Annotated in this window: 15 protein-coding genes and 1 tRNA gene; 10 read left to right on the forward strand and 6 right to left on the reverse strand. The window is 49.6% G+C overall.

What is annotated here, in order from left to right:
• Positions 1-1,489: 1,489 nt before the first annotated feature.
• From ACSHWX_RS13485 to ACSHWX_RS13500, 4 genes are all read left to right on the forward strand, one after another.
• Positions 1,490-2,608 (forward strand): AAA family ATPase, encoded by a 1,119-nt coding sequence (locus ACSHWX_RS13485; protein ID WP_435668776.1) that lies wholly within the window; start codon positions 1,490-1,492, stop codon positions 2,606-2,608.
• Positions 2,592-3,302, forward strand: a complete 711-nt coding sequence (locus tag ACSHWX_RS13490) for an RloB family protein (RefSeq protein ID WP_435668749.1) — start codon at positions 2,592-2,594, stop codon at positions 3,300-3,302. Before ACSHWX_RS13485 ends, ACSHWX_RS13490 begins: the two co-directional genes overlap by 17 nt.
• Before the next feature lie 371 nt (positions 3,303-3,673).
• The gene (locus ACSHWX_RS13495) at positions 3,674-3,802 is read left to right on the forward strand and encodes a hypothetical protein (protein WP_435668750.1); all 129 of its coding nucleotides are present in this window, start codon (positions 3,674-3,676) and stop codon (positions 3,800-3,802) included.
• Between the two features lie 510 nt (positions 3,803-4,312).
• Positions 4,313-5,608, forward strand: coding sequence for a cation:proton antiporter (locus ACSHWX_RS13500; protein ID WP_435668751.1), 1,296 nt, complete (start codon positions 4,313-4,315; stop codon positions 5,606-5,608).
• A gap of 11 nt (positions 5,609-5,619) precedes the next feature.
• On the opposite strand, the gene ACSHWX_RS13505 is transcribed toward ACSHWX_RS13500, so the two are convergent.
• A complete protein-coding gene (locus ACSHWX_RS13505) occupies positions 5,620-6,393 on the reverse strand; it encodes a TSUP family transporter (protein ID WP_435668752.1) in 774 nt (257 codons plus the stop codon).
• Between the two features lie 212 nt (positions 6,394-6,605).
• Here ACSHWX_RS13505 and ACSHWX_RS13510 point away from each other — a divergent pair, with 212 nt between their 5' ends.
• The gene (locus ACSHWX_RS13510) at positions 6,606-6,989 is read left to right on the forward strand and encodes a DoxX family protein (RefSeq protein WP_435668753.1); all 384 of its coding nucleotides are present in this window, start codon (positions 6,606-6,608) and stop codon (positions 6,987-6,989) included.
• 48 nt (positions 6,990-7,037) lie between these two features.
• On the opposite strand, the gene hisG is transcribed toward ACSHWX_RS13510, so the two are convergent.
• The 4 genes from hisG to ACSHWX_RS13530 form a co-directional block, all read right to left on the reverse strand.
• The gene (gene hisG, locus ACSHWX_RS13515) at positions 7,038-7,769 is read right to left on the reverse strand and encodes an ATP phosphoribosyltransferase (protein WP_435668754.1); all 732 of its coding nucleotides are present in this window, start codon (positions 7,767-7,769) and stop codon (positions 7,038-7,040) included.
• Positions 7,766-8,866 carry an ATP phosphoribosyltransferase regulatory subunit gene (locus tag ACSHWX_RS13520; RefSeq protein WP_435668755.1) on the reverse strand — a complete coding sequence of 367 codons (1,101 nt, stop codon included), beginning with the start codon at positions 8,864-8,866 and terminating at the stop codon, positions 7,766-7,768. The genes hisG and ACSHWX_RS13520 overlap by 4 nt, the downstream gene beginning before the upstream one ends.
• A 4-nt stretch (positions 8,867-8,870) precedes the next feature.
• Complete coding sequence (hisS, locus tag ACSHWX_RS13525) at positions 8,871-10,355, reverse strand: histidine--tRNA ligase (RefSeq protein WP_435668756.1); 1,485 nt, start codon at positions 10,353-10,355, stop codon at positions 8,871-8,873.
• 128 nt (positions 10,356-10,483) lie between these two features.
• The gene (locus ACSHWX_RS13530; RefSeq protein WP_435668757.1) at positions 10,484-11,101 is read right to left on the reverse strand and encodes a DNA-3-methyladenine glycosylase I; all 618 of its coding nucleotides are present in this window, start codon (positions 11,099-11,101) and stop codon (positions 10,484-10,486) included.
• Between the two features lie 118 nt (positions 11,102-11,219).
• Here ACSHWX_RS13530 and ACSHWX_RS13535 point away from each other — a divergent pair, with 118 nt between their 5' ends.
• From ACSHWX_RS13535 to ACSHWX_RS13545, 3 genes are all read left to right on the forward strand, one after another.
• On the forward strand, positions 11,220-11,666 hold the full coding sequence (locus ACSHWX_RS13535) for a response regulator (RefSeq protein ID WP_435668758.1): 447 nt from the start codon (positions 11,220-11,222) through the stop codon (positions 11,664-11,666).
• Between the two features lie 140 nt (positions 11,667-11,806).
• Entirely contained in the window at positions 11,807-12,451 is a 645-nt protein-coding gene (locus ACSHWX_RS13540) for a L,D-transpeptidase (protein ID WP_435668759.1), read from the forward strand.
• Between the two features lie 55 nt (positions 12,452-12,506).
• Positions 12,507-14,120 carry a hypothetical protein gene (locus ACSHWX_RS13545; RefSeq protein ID WP_435668760.1) on the forward strand — a complete coding sequence of 538 codons (1,614 nt, stop codon included), beginning with the start codon at positions 12,507-12,509 and terminating at the stop codon, positions 14,118-14,120.
• 19 nt (positions 14,121-14,139) lie between these two features.
• Here the strand turns inward: ACSHWX_RS13545 and ACSHWX_RS13550 are convergent.
• Positions 14,140-14,216: transfer RNA gene (locus ACSHWX_RS13550), tRNA-His, on the reverse strand.
• Positions 14,217-14,446: 230 nt separating this feature from the next.
• Between ACSHWX_RS13550 and ACSHWX_RS13555 the strand changes: the two genes are divergently transcribed.
• Positions 14,447-17,326 carry a sensor histidine kinase gene (locus ACSHWX_RS13555; RefSeq protein WP_435668777.1) on the forward strand — a complete coding sequence of 960 codons (2,880 nt, stop codon included), beginning with the start codon at positions 14,447-14,449 and terminating at the stop codon, positions 17,324-17,326.
• Positions 17,327-17,534: 208 nt separating this feature from the next.
• Positions 17,535-18,566 (forward strand): extracellular solute-binding protein, encoded by a 1,032-nt coding sequence (locus ACSHWX_RS13560; protein WP_435668761.1) that lies wholly within the window; start codon positions 17,535-17,537, stop codon positions 18,564-18,566.
• Positions 18,567-18,593: the final 27 nt, after the last annotated feature.

An 18,593-nucleotide genomic window follows, 5' to 3' on the forward strand; every position in this document is an offset into this window, starting at 1 on the left:
CGCCAAGCGTTCAAGCGGCGCGAGCCTTGAGGCAAAATAAAACACCTCTCCAAGCCGTCATTCCCGCGAAGGCGGGAATCCAGACAGGAACATCGACAAGCACAAGCACTGCAGCTCTTGGACATTCACACCTGGATCCCCGCCTTCGCGGGGATGACGTCAGAACGCACCATTCGCCACGTTCCCTCCGCGCTGTCCCGCACTTGATGCGGGACCTCGTCTCCCTCCCCCTCGTGGGGAGGGATTTAGGGTGGGGGCAAAGCGCAAAAACAATTCCCCGGCCCTCATCCTGTTCCCAAGCCCTCATCCTGTTCCCAAGCCCTCATCCTGTTCCCAAGTCCTCATCCTGTTCCCAAGTCCTCATCCTGAGCCTGTCGAAGGATGAAACCGCTGCGCACCACATTCATGGTTCGACAAGCACAAGCACTGCAGCTCTTGGACATTCACACCTGGATCCCCGCCTTCGCGGGGATGACGTCAGAATGCACCATTCGCCACATGCCCTCCCCAAGCCGTCCCGCACTTGATGCGGGGCCTAGTTTCCCTCCCCCTCGTGGGGAGGGATTGAGGGTGGGGGTAAAGCGCAAAAACAATTCCCCCGCCCTCATCCTGTTACCAAGCCCTCATCCTGAGCCTGTCGAAGGATGAAACACAGCGCACCACATTCATGGTTCGACAAGCTCACCATGAGGGTTGTGGTTTCGGTAAACACCCCACAAGCCTACACCCTTAGTCACCCTCGCGCTCGACACGAGGGTCCATAGTGAGACGTCAAAGAGAGAAAGCCAAATCGTCTTGGCAGGTTCATGAACCGATCGAATTACATCATTTCGGCTGACATCAGCCGCTACAGGTGGAGTTTCGACACCCCGGGGTCAGCTTGTGGCTGACCTTGAAAGCGACCTTAATCTGATTTGCTAATTATGTGTAGGGGGAGATCAAACGCGCAGGCATGCGCCGCAAGATATACGTAATTTTACCACATTAAGTACGCTCAAAAGACGAAAAGCTAAAATTATGCCCGGGTCGTCATCCACGCGCAGGCGGAAATCCAAGCACATTTGATAATGTAGGATTGCAGTTGTCCTCATTCACGTCAGTATGGGTAATACTATTGGAAGCAAAATGCGTGGTGCGACCGCAGCTCCGACTTGTATGATCTCAGGATCAATTTTCATGGACCTAGATCCATGAAAATCTCTATTCGATAACCAATAAATACAGAATTTAGTTGTCCTAAGTGTCATTATATGCAAAAAAAATGCAAAAAACTACGTCAAGTTAGGATCAAGCTATGCTTGTTCAATTCTCAGCTTCAAATTTTCGATCCATCGGCGAAAAGGTAACTTTTTCCACAGCCGCAAGTTCTTCCGCTGCAAAACGTGAAGAAATCTCATTCGCTACTGGAAACTCACATGCTCCCAATCTAGTAAAAAGCGCCGTTATTCTAGGTGCCAACGCATCAGGAAAATCTTCTTTGCTAATTGCAATGAAGTTTTTCCGTTGGTTTGTTGGCTCGTCATTCAATGAGATTTCAAGTGGCGATAAAATTAAGTTTGAAAAAAACTCACTTGTTTCGGGACTCCGAGATGAGCCAAGTGAATTCGAAGCTACTTTCATACATGATGACGAACTCTTTCAATATGGCTTTCGATTGGACAACGAACGAGTCCACGAAGAATGGCTATTTGCTCGACATTCAAAGCACGGTAGTAGAATGCGAACAATTTTTCATCGCGCCCTCGTTGAGGCTGATGAAGACAAATATGAATGGGAAATCAACGAAACTCAAGTTCCTGGAAAACGGGAAACGTGGAAAGAATCTACCCGCTCTAACGCTCTATTTCTTTCTGTTGCGGTGCAACTAAACTCAGCATCTCTAGTGAAGCCATTCAACTGGATCCGCAATAATCTTCACATTATCAGCACAAATGATCGTTTCGATGAGGACTTTACGGCGATGGCGCTTAAAGATAGTGAATCGAGAGAAAAAGTCATAAAGTTGATGTCAGCTCTTGACCTCAAAATCGGAGGGTTCCGCGTCGAAACGGAGAAGCGAGCATTGCCAGAAGAGTTCTCAGAGCTCTTTTCACCTAATGCAATTGAACAGATTCAATCCGACATGGAAGGAGAACTCGACTACCGTGTATACGCACAACATAGGGACGACAATGACAAGATAGTTGAGATCGGGTTGAAACGAGAATCTGATGGTACTCAAGCCATTTTTGGCGTTGCTGGCCCGATCTTTGACGTCTTGGAGAACGGCTACACACTCGTAATTGATGAATTGAGCAACAGCCTCCATCCAATGGCACTACGGGCACTAGTCAAGATTTTTCATGACGTTTCACTTAACAAAAACGGGGCGCAGCTAATTTTCACCAGCCACGAAACGTCCATTATTTCCAACGACCTTTTGCACCGAGATCAAATCTGGTTCATTGAACGGTCCGATGGAATTTCCTCAGTATTGACACCATTGTCCGACTACAATGTACGTGATGTACTTGCATATGAGCGAGCATATCTTGGCGGCAAGTTTGGCGCGATACCCAACGTTTCCAAATTTGGTTATCAGAGGTTAGACCATGGCTTCGAGGAGTGACAAGTTACATCAAAGAAGAAAAGCTCTTTCCAAATCTGACTTGGGCAGAAAAACGCCGACAAGAGAACCAAACAAGCGAATTCTCATTGTATCAGAGGGCAAGGCAACGGAACCCAACTACTTCGAAGCATTTAGGGTGTTTGCCAAATTGGTAAATGTGGACGTCGACGTTTGCGGCAAAGAATGCAATTCTGCGCCCATATCCGTAGTCGATTTTGCAGAAAAAAAGGCAAATGGAGCGGGTCACTTCAACTCAGGCGGGTACGATAATGTTTATTGTGTATTTGATCGAGATACCCACGAGACTTTTGAAAAAGCGATTAGCAAGGTGTATTCGCTAAACAAATCTAACAAGTTTCTTGCAGGCAAAATCGAAGCGGTGGTTTCTTATCCATGTTTTGAGGTTTGGATATTGTTTCATTTTGTCTATACTCGCTCGCCATTCGCACCTGTCGGAAGCCGCTCAGCTGCTGATATGGTATCATCTGCACTCAGGGACGCGACCCCAATTTTCCATGGATATGAAAAAGCGATTTCAACATCACAATGCGCTAGACTCTTCTCCTTATTCGACACGGCAGTAAAGAATGCAGAAAATGCCAACTCCGACAAAGCGCTAACGGGAGAAGCTAACCCATCGACTTCAATTCACGAAATGCTTAAGAAAATCATGTCTGCAAACAAAGGAACTTAACGACAAAAAATTGGATAATCGCGGAACAACTAGTTTGTTTCCAATGTATTCGATATCGAACGTTCCCAAAAAACCTTATCCCCGCCCCCACCAACCTATGCCATCATGCCCCCATCTTTCATTCAACCACGCAGCTTGCCGACGGGCAGGAAGTGGCCGGGTTGGCATACTGACATTTTGTCGGACCAGCCTGTTGAAAGACGGTGATGGGTTGCAAGACGTTTGCGGCTTGGCGCCTTTAACACCATATGTCCTGCCAGACACCGAAGGCAGCCATAAGTCATTGGGCGGCAAGTTGAAGCCGTTCTTGGAATTTTACCTCGCTTGCTCTGCATTCATGTTGAGCACCAATTGGCGGGGGTGCCGGGGTAATGAGCGCAGCGAATGACGGCGGCGTGAAAAAACTCCAGCGTGCCGGGGAAGCAGCCGAAAGGCTGCGACGGCGGCTCAAAAAACTCCAAATGACCGTTCAACGGGTCACGATGCAGGTTAAGGGATAAAAGGGTTTAGCACCCTGGGGCAGTTGGGGTTAAAGGACCACATCATCACATGCGAGGTCATTATGGTCTCATTTGAACATTTTTCGCGCATAACGAGACAATAAAGACCTCGCATGCTGCATATATTACATTGCCGCCGTCGCGCCCGTTGGTCGCTGCGCTCCACATTTTATGGCGCTCACGCCGCGCAGCAGTTTTTTTTTGCGCTCACGCCGCGCAGGCTGACCCCGGCACCCCCGCCGGTTATATTGCCGCCGACCCACGGGCCGGTCGCACCGGCGGCACCCCCGCCGGGAACCGCCTGTCGCCAATGCGATGTTGGTGGTGTTTGTTGTGGGAAAATTTTTGCGCCGTCCGCTCATTTTTTGCGCCGCCGTCACGAACTATGTTCGCTTCCCCGGCACCCCCGCCTTTGGACGCAAATTTCACCTCAACGCCATATTATCTCTTCTTCAATGTGAATAAACTGCGAAATGACGCTATTCAGCTGTGGATTGAATTTATAAATAAATGGTAAGTCAGTCTCTTACAGAGTCAGAAACCAAGGTCGTTTTGAACGTGCAGCCAGAATCATTTTTCTCATTCGATCCATATCATGTCGCGTTAGCCGTGGTTGGTGCCATCGTCATTCTTGCCCGCTGGTTGCCACGCCTGTTTTCTGACCGTGAACCAGCGTCTGCGCCGCTTATGATCTTGTTCGGGGCGGCTGCGGTTTTGCTTATTCCTGATTTGCCCACCCTGCCGGACCCGCGCCAGACGCCGCGCCCATGGGAGCTATTGAGCGAACTTACCGTAATTATCGCCCTGTTCGGGGCGGGTATGCGCATCGACAAGCTCAAGCCGTGGCGCCGCTGGCGGCTGACCATGCGCATGTTGGTTATCGCCATGCCGCTGACGATTTTGTCCATTACCCTTCTGGGTGTGGTTATGGGCGGTTTGACCCTTGCCGGGGCTATTCTATTGGGTGCGGTCCTGGCGCCAACTGATCCGGTGCTTGCCGCAGATGTTCAAGTCGGCCCCCCTCAAGAGGGCAAAGAACACCCCGTTCGTTTCACCCTCACCACAGAAGCCGGGTTGAATGACGGGCTGGCGTTTCCGTTTGTCTATTTAGGCTTGATTGTCGCCGCGCAGGGCATGAACCCCGGCGCATGGGCGTTTGAATGGTTCTTTGTTGACGTGCTCTATCGTATCGGCGTGGGCGCTGTCATGGGCTGGGCTGGCGGCAAATTATTGGGCCATATCTTGTTCACCTTCCCAAAGGGGTCGATATTGGCTGAAACTGGCTCCGGCGTTGTCGCCCTTGCTGGGGTGTTGCTCTGTTACGGGTCAACAGAACTGATTGAAGGCTATGGCTTTATCGCTGTGGCGGTTCTGGGCCTTACCCTGCGCCGTGTCGAAGTAGACCATGAATTTCATCGGAGCTTACACGACTTTTCTGAATCCATTGAACACGCCCTGACCGCCATTTTACTGGTGGTGCTGGGTACTGTTCTGCCCATGCTGTTTGCCGATTTGACGTGGATCCATGTTGTGATTGCGTTGACGCTTATCTTTGTCATCCGGCCTTTGTCGGGCTGGATCGGCCTTCTTAAAACCGATCTCAAAAATGGCGATAGAGCCGTTGTCGCCATCTATGGGGTGCGCGGCATCGGCTCGATCTACTATCTGTGCTATGCGGGCAGTCATATGGAGTTCATCAACGAGGCCCAGCTTTGGTCTTTGGTGGCGCTCGTTATTTTGCTGTCGACAATCTTGCACGGGTTCACCGTCGGCTGGGCAATGGATCGGCTCACCAAGGACGGTTAACGGGCTGGCATTTATCCCGCCAAAACCGCTGTAATTTGGGGCCAAAGCAATCTGATCGCCATCGTCATGCTGATGATGACGATTAGTGGTTTGATCAATGATGCCCCAAATTTCATGCCGGTGCGAGCGCCCAAATAACCTCCGGCCACTTGGCCGACAATCATCGCGCCGCCTGCAACCCAAACAACGTCGCCGCCATAGATAAAGAACAGTAATGCGGCAAGGTTAGAAACAGCATTGAGCACTTTTGTGTTGCCCACCGCGCGGGTTAGACCAAGCCCAAACAAGGTTACAAACCCAGCGATGAAAAACGAGCCCGTGCCCGGGCCGAACACGCCATCGTAAAAACCAAATGTAAAACCCATGATGGGGGCGAATATTGCGAACTTCAGCCGTTCCTGGCGCGCATCATCCGTCATTTTTGGTGAGAACATGAAATAGACGGACACAGCCAGCAATAAAATGGGCACCAACAGCGTCAGGAAATCCGTGTCCATGGATTTTGCTGTTACCGCACCGAGTAAGCTGCCGCCGAATGTTAAGAATATTGGAACAATCAACGCTTTGATATCGATAAAGCCGCGCCGCCAATAGGTGAGCGCCGCAACGCTGGTGCCAACGACGGACTGTAATTTATTGGTCGCCAATGCGGCGATTGGGGGCAATCCAACCGACAAAAGCGCAGGCAAACCGATCAAACCACCGCCGCCGGCAATCGCGTCCAAAAAGGCAGCAAGAAAGCCTGCACCGGCTAAAAACAGCAGAGCGAAAAGGTCGAGTTCCAAAACAGTCTTCTTTAATGTCGAGTGGTGGGATTTGGGGAACGCTATCTGCCGGATTTCATCGCGTCAATCCGATTGAACAAGACCTGTCGGCAATTCGATCATTCTGGATTAGCAATGAATTAGTGAACAGGTAGTTATTATTCACGACATTTATACTAAGCCACTAATATTGCATTGTTCGCGTCGTTTCATCGAACAATAGGTACAGATAAATGGACGGACTAAAACGGGCGACGCCTTTGATCGCGCGCATCTTGTTGGCAATTATTTTCGTAATGGCTGGCATAAGTAAACTTACCGGCGCAGAAGCAAATGCTGGCTATTTCGCAGCGTTGGGCATCCCATTGCCGGGCATCATGGTTTACGTGGTTGGGTTGTTTGAACTGGTTGCTGGCATCGCGTTGATCGCTGGTTTTCAAACCCGCAACGCTGCCTTGGCATTGGCTGCATTTTCAATCGCCAGCGCTGTGTTGGCGCACACGAATTTTGCAGACCAAACTCAAATGATCATGTTTATGAAAAACCTTGGTCTTGCGGGTGGTTTACTGTTGCTTTGGGTACATGGTCCGGGCGCAATGGCCGTCGACAAAAAGTAACTCAAAAATATAGTTCAGGACCGCGCATGATCCAAAATCTGCGCGGTCTTAATTGTTTAGCGCATCCAGCGCTCGCGCCCCTAATCCGGGGCCAAAATAGTCCAACAGCTCTTTAAGCTGCGCCTTCTTCTCTGGCGACCAGTTTGCAGATTTTGACGCAACTAAATTGGCTTCAGACTTTAAAATTGTACCGTCAGTTGGTACCTTGAGTTCATTTGCGCTAAGCGTCGAACCTGACGACGTGATATCCACAATCAATTCTGCTGCGCCCGATGCAGGAGCGGCTTCGGTTGCGCCAAGGCTTTCTACAATTCGATATTCTGCGATACCATGGGCGGCAAAATATCTGCGGGTTAAATTGACATATTTGGTGGCGACACGAAGCCATTTTCCATGGCGGTGACGGTAGTCAGAAGCGACGTCTGCCAAGTCACGCATGGCGGTTACATCGATCCACGCTTTGGGCAATGCAACAACCACATCGGCTTGGCCAAAGTTTAGCGATTTTGCCATCACAACCTGATCGATGCCAGTTTCAGCAGCTTCATGGATTAAGTCTTCGCCCGTAACGCCTAAATCGATTTTACCGCTGATGAGTTCACGGGCGATTTCGCTTGCCGACAAAAACCGAACTGTCACGTCGGGCAGTAAATCAATTGAGCCAAGATAGGACCGTACGCCACCGGGCCGATCAATTGTTAAACCAACATTGGCGAATGTCTCGCGCGTGTTTTCTTCTAAGCGCCCTTTGGATGGTACAGCGACCAATAGTGAACTCATCGCGAGGCTCCCAATTCTAACCGATCTAGCCAGATCGCGCAGCCAACTGCAGAGGTGCGGCCCTTTGCGCCCATACGTTCCAATAAACGATCATATTGACCGCCAGAAGCCAAAACTTCACCGGTTTTGTTGGCGGTCAACTCGAACACATGGCCAGTATAATAATCCAAACGCGGGCTAAAGCCTGCATCGAACTCAACGGAGATTTTTGGCGCTTCAGTCTTAAGTTCGGTCAGGCGCAGCATTAGTTTTTCAAGCGGCACGTCGAGATCAATCCTGACCTTTTTCGCCAAAGCGGCAATGCGAAATGCCTGTTCATGGGCGGGGCCAGCGATGGATAAAAACTCGCGCAAAATACGAACTGTTTTTGGCGAAACAGCCGCGTGCGCAAGGGTCTGTTTCTCTTTATAACGTGCAACGATTTCTTCGGCCTGACGACCAGAATAAGGTGAAAGCCCAGCGGCTTCCATATCTTGCGCGACCTTTTTGGTCAGCTCGTCTTGATCGGTCGGCAAGTCACCCAAGCCTTCAAAACTCTCCGGAACAGCCAGTCTGTCGAGCAACCGACCCATTGCCGCATCATGACCGAAACGATCTCTGACGCGAGGACGCCAAACATTGGGCAAATCCAGTTGCGCTAGCAATGTTTCAAACAGGTCCACAGCACCTAAATGTAGGCGCGGCGTTGTTTCGCCATAAAGCGCACAGGTCTCAATCGCGAAATGCATGATTTGCGAGAACGTTTTGTCGCTGTCTTGGGGCGCTAGAAATTCAAGACCGGCTTGGTCGAACTCAAACTGGCCATGATCGCGTTGGCGAAAGACCGGGCCGATATAGCCATAGTTCTTTGTCTCACCAACTGCGCCATCTTCCAAATATTGTTTGGCAATAGGCAGTGTGAAGTCCGGGCGCAAACAATAGGTTGCACCGTCTGGGCCATTGGTCAGCATCAAACGTCGGCCAATATCTTCGCCTGCCAGATCAAAAAACAAATCAGCAGGTTGCAAAATGTCTGGTGAGACAAGTTCCGCAACGGCAGAAATTTTGTCGGCAAGTTGCTCGCGTTGCGCAGTGAAGTCAGAGGTGGGCTTCGGCATGGGCCTACTCCAGATCAGCGCTGTCTTGCTCCAGCAGCGATTTAATATGCGTGACCAGATCACTGCGCTTCACGCTGACTTGGGCGGGACGTGCAGCGCGCCATTCAGCATTATCCGTGATCTCTTTAGATGCGATTTTACCGGCAACCAAGTCTTTGACCTGCACTTCACCTGCTTCACGTTCGTCCGAACCTTCAATGATCACTGCGGGCGCGTTGCGCTTATCCGCATATTTCATTTGTTTGGCCATGTTCTTGGATGCGCCCAAGAAAAGTTCAGCACGAATGCCCGCCTGTCGAAGTTCTGAAACCATGGTCTGGTAGGATGCGATTTGGTCTTTATCCATCACCAGCACAACGATTGGGCCCTGCTTTTCAGTAACATCCAATTCGCCAACCAGTTGAAGGGCATGCGCCAAACGACTAACCCCGATTGAGAACCCAGTTGCTGGGACGGGTTCAGACCGGAAACGGGAAACAAGCCCATCATAACGACCACCGCCACCAACGGACCCAAACACCACGGTTTGCCCCTTTTCGTTGGTGACAGGGAACGTCAATTCAGCTTCAAATACCGCACCTGTATAATATTCAAGGCCGCGTACCACTGAGGGATCAATTTTGACTTTGTCGCGGGAATAGCCAGCGGCGTCAAACAGTGCCTGCATTTCTTGCAATTCTGCAACGCCTTGGGTACCTGCTTCATTGCCCTCCACTTGAGCGCTTAAAACATCAAACATTTGCTCGGCATTGGCATCAGCCGTGACATAGGCAAGAACACGTTCAATTTGAGCGTCGTCCAAACCAGCGCCTTGTGTAAAATCGCCGCTTTCATCCTTGCGTCCAGCGCCCAAGAGCAATTTCACGCCCTCTGCGCCCAAGCGATCCATTTTATCTATGGCGCGCAAAACGGTTAGTGATTTTTCCGGCTCATCTGCCAACCCGGCAAGGGCCAACACGCCGTCCAAAACTTTGCGGTTATTGACCCGAACGATGAACTTGCCACCAAGGCCTAGTTCATCCAAAACGTCCGCCATCATCATGCACATTTCAGCGTCTGCCGATGGGTCCGGCGCACCAACGCTATCGGCGTCAAACTGCATAAATTGACGGAACCGGCCGGGACCAGGTTTTTCGTTTCGGAAAACATATCCCTGCCGATAAGAGCGGAATGGCTTTGGCAAAGCATCAAAATTCTGTGCGAAATAACGGGCAAGCGGCGCGGTCAAATCATAGCGCAGGCTCATCCATTTTTCATCGTCGTCTTGTAGCGAAAACACACCAGCATTTGGTCGGTCTGTATCAGGCAAAAACTTGCCCAAGCTTTCCGTATATTCAAAAAGCGGCGTTTCAATGGGGTCGAAGCCGTAGCGCTCATAAACGACACGAATGCGATGGAACATTTGCTCCAAAGCTGAAATCTCAACCGCATCGCGATCGACAAAGCCACGTGGCAACGTAGGTGCTAATCGTCTTGTTTTCTTGGCCATAAACGCCTTCTGATTTTTCGTATTTTTCCGCGCGCTAGACATGCGCTTCAACTGGGGTTCCTAAACGATCAGACTTGATGACACAAGCCGCCGCTAGGATTGATAAATATGCCCAAACATATTGCGCATCAATCGTGGGCTGCTGGCGGGGTAAATTGAGCCCGTGCCTTTGTTGCTAAAGCCCGACAATAACAGTTCTCTGTGTGGTCATTCACCAAGCCCATTGCTTGCATAAAAGCGTAAGCCGTTGTGGGGCCGAAAAATTTCCAGCCGCGTTTTTTAAGGTCCTTGGCCAAATTCTTAGACATTTCAGTCTGTGCAAGTTTGCGAACTTCTTCTTCGCTCATATTCGCCGGGCGTTGAGCTTCATCGGGTTCGAACTGCCAAAAATAGGCCGCGAGCGTGCCGAATTCTTTTCGCATTTCAATCGCTCGGGCAGCGTTGTTGATGGTCGCCTCGATCTTACCGCGATGGCGCACAATCCCGGCATCTTGCAACAATCGATCCACCTCTTCTGGGCCGTAAAAGGCAACCTTGTCGAAATCAAATCCGTCAAATGCTGCGCGGAAATTTTCGCGTTTTTTGAGAATGGTCAGCCATGAAAGGCCTGACTGAAAGCCCTCCAAACACACTTTTTCAAACAGCCTCACATCATCATCCACCGGGTATCCCCACTCGGTATCGTGATAGCGGGTGTACAATTCATCGTTTCCTGCCCAGAAACAGCGGGCCAAATTTTCGCTCATTGTTACGATTTTCTATTGCAATCTGCACTGGTTCGAATAAGTTCAACGGATAGTTCTTTAACAATTAAGTTAAGTTACACCCCAATTGACCTACAAAACTGAAAAATCACCCGACCAGATGAGTTTATTGATTGTTGATGACAATCAATATGCATGCGCGCTTGCCGCAGCACAACTCAAAAAACTGGGCATTGGGTCGACAAAATCGGTTTCATCTGGAGCCGAAGCACTTTTGTGTTTGCAAAGCGAAGAGTTCGACGCGCTTTTGATGGATTGGTACATGCCCGATGTTTCCGGGGCTGGTCTTTTAAGCGTGTTGCGCGACAAACGCTTTAAAGGGCAAACAGACGTGCCAGTCGTTGTGATGACCGCCTACGCGAGCAGTGATAATATTGAACGGGCATTGTCTTTAGGGGCTGATGAAGTTGTCATCAAACCCGTAAACAGCACTGATCTTGGAAAAGCGATTGCAAAAGCACTTTTGGGCGATCGACGCGCACAATCAGTCCCTGCGAATGACGAGCAAGGTCCCATCGATTCTGATGACGATTTCGCGATGCTCTAAATTTCATTAAGCTTTGGTAAACCACCCCCGCTAAGGGCTTACTTACCAAGCTCTTTCACCGTTTATTGTCAGCATTTGGATAAGATTTGGTTCAAATTGTGCTGCGCAACATCTGCGCTGACATTAGGTGAGTTTGAGTAATGCGTAACTTTACAAAAATTAGCGCAACGCTGTGCGTTGCTGGTGTGCTCGCATGGAGCAATGTCGCTTTTGCAGACGGCAATTTGATCAAAACAAAAGATCATTTTGGTCAAACAATCTATATTTCACCCCCCGCCGGTGTCAGCATCGCCAAGGGTAAGCCAAAACACCGGCTCGAAGTTAAAAACCCCTATCGTCAGCACCCACGCTATTTGCGACAAGTTGTTGGTTATCGCTCATCACACGCGCCTGGCACAATCGTTGTCGATACAAATGATCGATATCTATATCTTATTCTCAAGAATGGTCGGGCGATGCGATATGGCATTGGCGTGGCGCGCAGTGGTTTTGAATGGTCAGGCACACACAAGGTCACGGCAAAGCGGGAATGGCCCGGCTGGACCCCACCGGCAGAGATGCGCAAGAGGGAACCTCACCTACCCGCCTATATGCCGGGCGGGCTTGATAACCCATTGGGCGCGCGCGCTTTATACATCGGCAACACGCTTTACAGATTGCATGGCACGACCCAACCATGGTCGATCGGCAAGAAAGTATCTTCGGGATGTATTCGGCTTACGAACGAAGACATTAAGGATCTATATACGAGAGTTTCAATCGGTAGCCGCGTGGTTGTGATTTAATTTACCTTTAACGCGCAGAGTCAGCGTAAAGTAAAACTGATTTGGCCGACTAAAAATGTCATTTATCCTCTCAAGACTTAAGCAATTTGGGCGTAACGAAAGCGGTGCTTTTGTTGTTATTTTTGCCATCATGTCGGTTGTTTTAATCGCAACCGGCGGTTCTGCTGTGGATTTTGTTACAATCCAGCAAAACCGCAAGGCAGCACAAGTCAGTCTGGATGCGACGGTCCTGGCGCTTCATCCCGAAATTTTCAAGAAAAGTTCCGGCTGGATTCAAAGCCGCGCTCAGGACCTTGTTGTTGAAGGTGTCGGCAATTCGGAAATAACGGTAAATGTCGACAAGATCACGGTCGATAAAGACGAAGGTCGGCTATATTTAAGCGCCACGATCAAACGCCCAACCCTCTTTGTGCGCCTCATTGGCATCAACGAGATGACTGCACGCCTTGAATCTGAAGCGACACGGGCAAAGAACCGCCTCGAAGTCGCAATGGTTTTGGACAATTCCGGCTCCATGGGCGGCTCGCGTATTGCTGGCCTTAAAACGGCGGCCAAGCTCGCTGTAGACATTCTTTCTGGTGGAGAGTCCAAACCGGACAAGGTCTTTATCGGAATTGTGCCGTTTACCCAATATGTGAATATTGGTTCAAAAAAACGCAAAGCCAAAGGCGTCGACATCAACGGACAATCTCCTCTGAGTTGGGACAATTTTGACGATGATGATAACCAATATACCGGTCACGACACCAGCAACTCGTCTGACCGCTTAAACCGCTTGTCAATTTACGCGTCAATTCCAAATGCCGATTGGGAAGGGTGCGTTGAAGCCCGATCGCATAATTCCAGCAAGGCTGAAGCAGACAGATTAGATGTAAATGATGTTGAGCCTGTTTATGGCACATCGCCCGGCTATAGTTATGGAGAAACTTTATTTGTTCCCGTTTTTCAGCCAGACTATCCTGATGTCAACTATTGGCAACCTCTAGACTATCTGAATGATTGGAAGAATAATGGCTCATGCGCGTGGGATTGGAACCTCAGCCAACGCGAATTGCAAGAAAGAGTTTGCAAATACGCTGGCCGCTACGTCGACCGAGGCGACGGACCCAATGCGGGCTGTGGCGACGTTGAAGTTTTACCTCTGACCAACAAAATGTCTAAAGTGAAAGCTCGGATCAATTCGATGGTGGCAGATGGTGGTACGAATATTCACCAAGGCGCGATCTGGGGATGGCGCCTGCTCTCACCAACAAAACCATTTACCGAAGGCGTTGCCTACGATGAGGGCGCGAGTAAAGTGATGATTGTGATGACAGATGGCGCCAACTTCGCTTCACAGGCCAACAACCTGAACGGTTCTTCCTATTACAGCGCCTATGGGTGGCCCTACAATGGACGTTTGGGCGGCATGGGCTGGTGGAATTCCCAAGTCATCTCAGAGATGGACAAACGCACGAAATTGGCTTGCAAACATGCAAAGGCCAAAGACGTCGAAATAGAAATCTTCACCATTGGGCTAGGGATTTCTAAAAACTCGTCAAATGGGAAAATGTTGTCAGATTGTTCGAGTGGCAATGGACATGATTTCTTTCCATCCAACGTAACTGAACTCAAAAAGACATTTGAAAAGATCGCTGATCAACTATCTGACCTGCGCATTTCAAAGTAGAGTTTTTGATTTGAAAGAATGGTACCGCCTCCCCGGCTCGAACGGGGGACCCCTAGTTCCACAAACTAGTGCTCTAACCAACTGAGCTAAGGCGGCATATTGCTGTTTTGTGCGCCGGAACATAAGACGCCCTTATCTGCTTTGCAAGCATGGATTTTGGCAAATCTTCATTTTTTTCCCGCCCTCCCCATCTTAACCATGAAACATGTCTCTTAAGGCACCTATGACGGTTTTTATGGACCGGGCTCATTATGCAATATATTTAAGGATGAGTGAACTAAAGGGCCAATTCCGTTTCATTTTGGCACAAGGAAGTAAGAGTGAGCATGCATCAGGACTGGATTTATACAAGTGTTGGACAACGTGTATTAAGTTACGCGCTTGATCCGCGACCTGTATGGTTCTGGAATGAAGATGGTAGTGAACTGGTTTGGCGCAACTTGGCAGCGAAACTATTCCGCTCAAAGTTCAAGAAAAAAAAGGGCCTTACCTTCCTGCCAGACCCGGTGCCGCTAAAGGGTCAGGTCTCGCGTCTTGTTAAATTGGGCCATGAAGGTCGCGCTTCTATTTCGCGCATGCGCTTTCAAATGGGTAAAAAGCCGGTTTCAACGACATGTTCTTGCGTCCCCCTTTCTTTGCGAAAAGGAAAGTTGGGACTTTTGGTCATCTCAACTGACTCAATTGATTTCAGCCAGTTTGACGGCGACGCGTTCGCGCTGGTTGCTGATGAGCAGTTGTTTAATCCGGCCCTGACTTATGCGATCGTTGACGAGAGCCATGAAATTGTTGCTGGCGCGACGGCTGACGAGGATGGCGATAAGTTCAAATCATTGTTGGCTTCATCATTTGAAACACTCAGCAATGCATGTTTGCTAAAAGTTGACCTTAGAGCGGACGCGGCACTGCTTGTCTTAGACATCAACGCTTTGAACGCTGACCAAACAAAAATTAAAGAAACTGTCATCGACGCGCCGTCTACAGATGAAGCTGTGCTTGGCGATACTGACAACGATTATGCAGAAAACCAACGTTTAGAGACAACGAACGACCGCAATGACATTTCAGAACCTGACAGTTCTGTCGAAATAGCAGACACGATGTCCTCCATTGCAGCATCATTAAGCAAAGATGCAGGTGGTCAAATCCCTGTAGTGCCGGAAGAACAATCTAGCGATGCAGACGCTGATATTGCAGAGACGGAAGACGAAGGCGGCGCCGAAAAACCACCCAGTGCCTTAGTTGAATTGATCGATCATCTTTATACCACACCAGCCAATATTGGCGTTGAATTGGTTGAGGAAAGTTTACCGGTCGACGGCGACCTCCTCGCGCAGCACACGATTGAAGGCACAGACGGCGAAGATTGGGATGACCTTAACGTTGCAACCCAAACGCCAAAAGCTGAGACAGATGACAGCTTGACCGCAGTGCAGGAAGAAATGGCTGCGCTAGACGACGGTAATGCCGAAGAAGATGGCGATAGAGCTACCCTTTGGAGCATTTCAGCATCACATATTTCGCGAGACGTGAGCGCAGAAGAGGCTGCGGCCATTGCAGAGGCCGGGGCACAGACAGACAAGACGTCAAAATACAATTTTGATGAATTGTCCCGTATTTTACGGGAGCGGGTTAATGTTGGTGACGAAAGTGGCAAGCACAATGTCACAACATCACCGATCATTCCTTCATCAATCGCAGACGCCGACCCGACCCCTAAAACGCCCAAAGAAATGGGTAAAGTCGTTTCTATGACGACTGCAAGTGCCCCTTCGACACAAAAAAAGCCGACCTCTTTGGTGGCGCTGAGTGATGAAGCGCTGGTGCTCAACAAATTACCGTTGGGCATTTTGATTTTTAAAGATCAAGACATTCTGTTTGCCAACCGGGCCATGGCCGATTTAACCGGGCACAATACCACTGGGGATCTGCGCGATGCCGGGTTGGATGCAATCTTGCCGCGTGCTGACGATGGCGACGAGGGGTTTGGCCCCGTTTCCAAAATTATCAGAGTGGACGAAGGCGAAGTTGAAGTATCCGCCAGACTGCAAACCACGGTTTGGCAAGGCACGAGCGCCTATATGCTGACCGCGAGGCAAGAAGACACAAAGACAGATACAAACGGCATTTTGGCCAGTTCGCCGGACGACACGCGCTCGGAAATCATGAAGATCGCCTCGCTATTGGGAGCCGGTTTTATCCAGCTTAACCGGGCTGGTTATGTGCTCGACATTGACGAGGAAGGCAGTCGCTTGTTCGGCCCCTCAGTGGATTTGTTACGCAACCGTCCGATCCTTGAATATGTATCCACAGGTACACGGGGCACTTATCTTGATTTGCTTTCCGGTAAAGCGGACAGCGGACGCATAAAAGTTTTCGCTGGTGCCCAGCATTGCGATTTGCACATTATTGGCATGGATATGGACCAGAATAGCGGCATGTTGTTGGGGTTCTTGTCGGTCGAACATACTGAGCAAGCACAGATTGATAACCAAAAAGACGAGCTGAATAAAATATTGCCCACTTTGAGCCGCGAAATCAGACGGCCTCTTGCAACAATTGCTGGCTTTAATAGCTTGATGCAGGGCGAAGCCTACGGCCCGATTGAGAATGATCGATATAAAGAATATGTCGAGGACATTTCCAAGGCGACAAAACAGGTTGAACGGGTTATTTCAGAAATAGACGATTTAAGCCGATTGAATATCGGCGAAATGGAAATAGCCGCCAACAAAATCGATCTGGGGCTGCTACTCAACAAATGTATTGCCCGTATCCGCAGCCAAGCCAATGCCCAACGGGTTTTTGTGCGTAGCGCGATCCCAGAGACCACCTATTTGGTCGAGGCCGATGAAAAACTATTGACCCAAACCATCATGAACCTTTTGGCGAGCGCAGTTACCTTAACCCCGGTTGGTGGAAATGTCGTTCTTAGCGCCGTGCATGATGATACTGGCGACCTGCTGATCCATGTCCGTGATATGGGTGAAAATGGACAGGACCGGCACGAACAGTTCATCGTCTATCATGCATCTGAAGATGAAGACCAACAATCTGGCGACCTTGTGCGCTCTGGTGTAGGCCTTTCATTGACCCAAGCATTGGCCAAAGCAAACGAGTTTTCGCTGTCGTTGGATAATTTCGGCAAGTCCGGCATGTTGATGAAACTGGCAATTCCCGCTGATCGGCTCACAACGACCGCAGGTTAACTGCGACATTCTGACGCAGCGCAACACACCAACGCGCTGAGGCAGAGTTCCTGTATATATAGAGTTTTGCACTCCAGTTTAGAAACATTCCAAAACACCGGCCCAAAACGGCCCATTTGGCTTGATGTAGGTCGTTGACCTCGGCTATAAAACCGCCCAAAACCGCACCATAGAGGGAATATCAATCCTAGAGTAATGGAGTGAAGAAATGAATTTGTCCAAATCGCTTGCTGTAATCATGCTGGCTGGAACATCAGTTTTTGGCGCGGCAGCAACTGCTGAAGAACTTAATGTTTATAGCTATCGTCAGCCAGAGCTTTTGAAGCCACTAACCGATGCATTTGAGGCCAATACGGGTATTAAGACAAATGTGTTGTTCGCCAAAAACGGTCTTGTTGACCGCGTGTCATCGGAAGGCGAAAATTCACCAGCCGACGTTTTATTGACGGTTGATATTGGTCGTTTGGAAGCCGCTAAGAAAGCTGGCCTTTGGCAGCCAATTCCCGCTGACGTAACATCTCCCCTTCCGGGCGAATTCGTTGATCCAGAAGGCGCATGGGCGGCACTGTCGCTGCGTGCTCGTGTGTTTTATGTGTCCAAAGATCGCGTTGAAGAAACATCCCTTTCTTACGCCGACCTTGCAGACCCTAAATGGAAAGGCCGCGTTTGTACGCGCTCTGGCCAGCACTCATACACAATCGGTTTAGTTGCCGCTCAAATTGCCAATTATGGCGAAGAAACAACGAAAAACTGGCTTGAGGGCGTTCGCGACAATCTAGCCCGCAAACCAACAGGCAATGACCGCGCGCAGGTTAAAGCGATCTTTTCTGGCGAATGCGACATCGCGATCGGCAACACCTATTACATGGGTAAAATGGTCACCAACGACAAAGAGCCAGAGCAAAAAGACTGGGCTGCTTCTGTCCGTTTGGTCTATCCCGACGCTGACGTAAACAAGACCCATGTGAACATTACAGGTGTTATGCTGGCCAAACATGCGCCTCACGCTGAAACAGGTAAAAAATTCATCGAGTTTTTGCTTTCAGACGAAGCCCAATCAATTTATGCTGAAACCAACTTTGAGTTCCCTGTGGTGCCGGGTGTTTCATCTTCGGACTTGGTTGCAAGTTGGGGTGAGTTGAAAGCTGATAATCTTTCACTTGCTGCCATTGCCCAAAATCGCGATGAAGCAAGCAAATTGGTCGATGCGACTAAATTTGACGAAGGTCCACAGCAATAGACACAAGCACTTTGTCGCGCCGCTCTT

It is taken from the genome of Maritalea sp. (genome assembly GCF_051251695.1).
Lineage (GTDB): Bacteria > Pseudomonadota > Alphaproteobacteria > Rhizobiales > Devosiaceae > Maritalea.

Bases quoted from the DNA above. Each gene is read 5' to 3' on its own strand.
- ACSHWX_RS13560 (WP_435668761.1), top strand. From the start codon at position 17,535: ATGAATTTGTCCAAATCGCTTGCTGTAATCATGCTGGCTGGAACATCA.
- ACSHWX_RS13485 (WP_435668776.1), top strand. From the start codon at position 1,490: ATGAAGTTTTTCCGTTGGTTTGTTGGCTCGTCATTCAATGAGATTTCA.
- ACSHWX_RS13510 (WP_435668753.1), top strand. From the start codon at position 6,606: ATGGACGGACTAAAACGGGCGACGCCTTTGATCGCGCGCATCTTGTTG.
- ACSHWX_RS13555 (WP_435668777.1), top strand. From the start codon at position 14,447: ATGCATCAGGACTGGATTTATACAAGTGTTGGACAACGTGTATTAAGT.
- ACSHWX_RS13535 (WP_435668758.1), top strand. From the start codon at position 11,220: ATGAGTTTATTGATTGTTGATGACAATCAATATGCATGCGCGCTTGCC.
- ACSHWX_RS13540 (WP_435668759.1), top strand. From the start codon at position 11,807: ATGCGTAACTTTACAAAAATTAGCGCAACGCTGTGCGTTGCTGGTGTG.
- hisS (WP_435668756.1), bottom strand. From the start codon at position 10,355: ATGGCCAAGAAAACAAGACGATTAGCACCTACGTTGCCACGTGGCTTT.
- ACSHWX_RS13545 (WP_435668760.1), top strand. From the start codon at position 12,507: ATGTCATTTATCCTCTCAAGACTTAAGCAATTTGGGCGTAACGAAAGC.
- ACSHWX_RS13495 (WP_435668750.1), top strand. From the start codon at position 3,674: ATGAGCGCAGCGAATGACGGCGGCGTGAAAAAACTCCAGCGTGCCGGG.
- ACSHWX_RS13490 (WP_435668749.1), top strand. From the start codon at position 2,592: ATGGCTTCGAGGAGTGACAAGTTACATCAAAGAAGAAAAGCTCTTTCC.
- hisG (WP_435668754.1), bottom strand. From the start codon at position 7,769: ATGAGTTCACTATTGGTCGCTGTACCATCCAAAGGGCGCTTAGAAGAA.
- ACSHWX_RS13520 (WP_435668755.1), bottom strand. From the start codon at position 8,866: ATGCCGAAGCCCACCTCTGACTTCACTGCGCAACGCGAGCAACTTGCC.
- ACSHWX_RS13500 (WP_435668751.1), top strand. From the start codon at position 4,313: ATGGTAAGTCAGTCTCTTACAGAGTCAGAAACCAAGGTCGTTTTGAAC.
- ACSHWX_RS13530 (WP_435668757.1), bottom strand. From the start codon at position 11,101: ATGAGCGAAAATTTGGCCCGCTGTTTCTGGGCAGGAAACGATGAATTG.